Source organism: Endozoicomonas sp. SESOKO3, assembly GCF_024606255.1.
On the sequence record NZ_JAHHPR010000006.1, the window covers coordinates 1 to 3,198 of the forward strand.

1 protein-coding gene is annotated in these 3,198 nt (G+C 47.8%); it reads right to left on the bottom strand.

The window, feature by feature from the left end; all coding sequences use genetic code 11:
- A partial coding sequence (locus KDK18_RS00055) for a hypothetical protein (RefSeq protein ID WP_257252309.1) occupies positions 1 to 3,198 on the bottom strand: 3,198 nt, incomplete at both ends.

A 3,198-nucleotide genomic window follows, 5' to 3' on the forward strand; every position in this document is an offset into this window, starting at 1 on the left:
TGCCGTCCTGCGGCCATTTTCAAAGGCAATATCATCAAGCACGTAGTTGGCGATGATAGCTGCTGCGAACTCTTTCATGCCGGCAACAGACTCTTTCATACCCGCCGGGCCAGTTGCGGTCACAGTCACAGGAGCAAAAGCAATCCGCATGAATTGCTCAGCACCCTCATCGGACAGCATCTGGACAACCTTCCTGAACTCTGGCACCTTGACACCGTGTATATAACCAAGGAAGTGTTCAAACTCAGCCACTGTCTGATAACCATCAACACCTCTGACGGCCTTTATGTAATTCTCAAGTTCAACCTTGCTGATCAGACCTTCATGCAGAAGAGCTATTATCTTGTTACCACTGGCAGAACGGGTAGCCAGGTATTCCAGGAAGCTTTTCAGGTCATCTTCTTCATACTTGACGAAGTGAATGGCTATTTTGCCCATGCCGTTAATGACTTCGTCGTATTGAAGTGCCCCTTTACCCATCTCATTTCTGACTCTCTGCACCAGAATCTGGACCTCTTCCAGGATACTCTGAGGCTGATCATCTACAAGCTCGGAAGAGTGGGGAGGGAAACTCCTCATCAGGTTCCTGAAGACTCTTGCAATCCGACTGGCCTGATGAAATGTCAGATCTTTTCCGACCGCTGCCTGCAGGCGAATGGGCGCAAATTCATCGTCAAAATCGAAAGTCGAAAGGAGGGGGGGGACCTTACCGCTTTTCGCTGCAGATGCTGCCAGACCCATTGCAGCTTCCAGAGCCTGCTTCTTGAGAGCGTGCTGATAGATGAAGTCATGCATATCGGTCAGAACTTTTACCTGTCTCGGCGTGTACTGGAAGGGACCGTCATCATTTTCGACGGCTTGCTCGGCAGCCTTCAGGACATACTTCATTCTCTCAATGTCTGCTTTCCTGGCTTCAATTGCTGCTTCCAGACGTGGCTGTTCCCGATTCTTTCGATAAGCAGTCACCAACTCACTTTCAGCTTTTTCTAATGCTTGTCTGGCTGTGGTTGCCTCACGATCAAGGACGTATCGGGGCTTGGGCCCCAGGCGTGTCATATGCCTGTCAAGCTCGTTCTCAATGACCGTGATACGCGTATTAACGTCTGACTGAATCGTGTTGATAACTTCCTCGTCCAGCTGTTGGAGTTTTGCTTTAATTCGACTATTTTGGTCGTTTATAGTGGCATCATCCTTATAGTCTTCCATGTTGAGTTGACGAGCTATCTCGTTGTTCCGCGCTCTCCTGACTGTTTCATCTTCATAGACTTCGTTGACTTCATCCCGAAATGCCTGAATTCTGGTTATTAAAGCATCCTTCCGGTCAGACAGGCTGGCACCCTCGTCAAAGTTCATCATTAGATCACTGGCCAGTTTCGCTGTGAAAGCCTTGACTTTTTGTACAGCCGCAACGTAATCAAGAGGGTGGATATTCAGTTGGTGCTCTACGGCTGCAATCAAACGTGTCTGTCGTTTTCTGACCTGCTGATCGTGGTACGGTTCTTCGACTTTATAAGTAAGACTCGCATCAAGCTTCCTGAGTCTGAGACCCCTCTCGTCAAGCGTTTTGCTGTCTTCTTTCCAGAGGGCCTGTTCTATCTCACCCAGCAGGTATTCTCCGGCGTCATTGTGGTTCATTATTTTAAGAACCATGGCAAGTCTTGCTGCTCTGTCCTTCCGTTTTCCATAGGCGATGTTGAGTGTTTCTTCTACTTCTGCCAGCGGATCTGTCTGTTGTTCTCTGTCTTGCTTATCCGGGTCAGGGCCTCCGACTTTATAGTGAAGATGCGCAAGAAGCCTGGCGAGTTTAAGACCTTTCCCGACCAGAGCTGCGTTTTCATCTGCCCAGAGGGTGTTATCTATCTTATCCAGCATATGATCTGTGAGATCATCGCTGTCAAACATTCTTCGGACCCTGATAAGTCTTGTTGTTTTATCATCTTCTTCATTGACTTTGATGTCGAGTATTCCTTCTATGTCTTTCAGTATGTCAAGGGCCTTTTTCTCTGACCGTTGTCTGGCTTTTGCGATGAACTCCTGCAGCTCTTCAGAAATGCTTTGGCGACGAAGGTACACATCATCGTTTTCATCAGGGGCTTTCATCTGAAGGGCTTTTTCCACGTCACTCAATGTCTCAAGGACTTCAGGCATCACTTCGGAGTGGCCTGTTCTTATGTAATCCACATAGGTGTCCAGAAATTTAAGCTTGATAAGTTTGTGATATACAGCTGACTCCACGGCAGAGCGGTCTGATAGTGCGGTCTTGTCGTTCGGATCAATACCAAGAACCTGAGCCAGGACACCTTTTCTAATATCGGTGTAAATATCTTCCTGATCGAGTTGAATGCTCATAGTCTTAAGTTGTTGACGCAGACTCTGCGCTTCAGCATTCATTGTTTCCAGTTTTTGAATCAGGCGTTCTTGCTGATCGTCAATATCTGTATTGTCATCAAAATCCTCAATGCTTAAATGTGCGGCAATGGTTGCAACGACAGCTTTGGTCGCAGCTATTGTTTCAGCTTCTGTTCTGGTGCCCGGTCTGGCATGTTTTGCCCGCAGTTCCTCCAGGCTCCCGGATAACTCAAGCAGCTGTCTGGCCATGTCGGTCATGACTCTGGCAGTAAACTCTTCGTCTTTCCCGGGATCGATCTGAGCTGGTTTGATATCGCCGATAACGGGTATCACTTTGCGAATATTCTGAAAAAAGTGCGGGTTCATCAGAAGATTTCTAAGCACGGGCTTGAAGCTGAAGTATTTTGCGAGTTGCTTATGCAACCGGGTTGGTGTGATGACTAATGAAGCGACTCTGATGTGTTCCAGTGTGAACACAAATTCACTTGGTTCACATGGGTTAACTGGAGTAGCCAGAGCCAAGGCCTGCTGAAGGGATTCGTAGTATGCAAGCGAACGCACCGCCAGTTTGTCTTCGTCTGAGAGCATCGTCGGTCGATCTTTGTCAATGCCAGTATCGTGCCGCGCAACAATCTCCTCCAGCAGTGACATCTGCCTGCTTCGAATGATGAACTCGTAGTTTTTTATCTTATATCTGAGAAGCTCTGTTATGACTGCAGGGGAGGGGTTATTAACCCCGGCTATTGCCCAGAGTTTGTAGAGGTTTTCTACAAGAGCGACGTCACCCGGATTGTGCATCTGACCATGAAAAACAATATCCTCCCCCGGAGCTTCTGTTATTTCCAACTT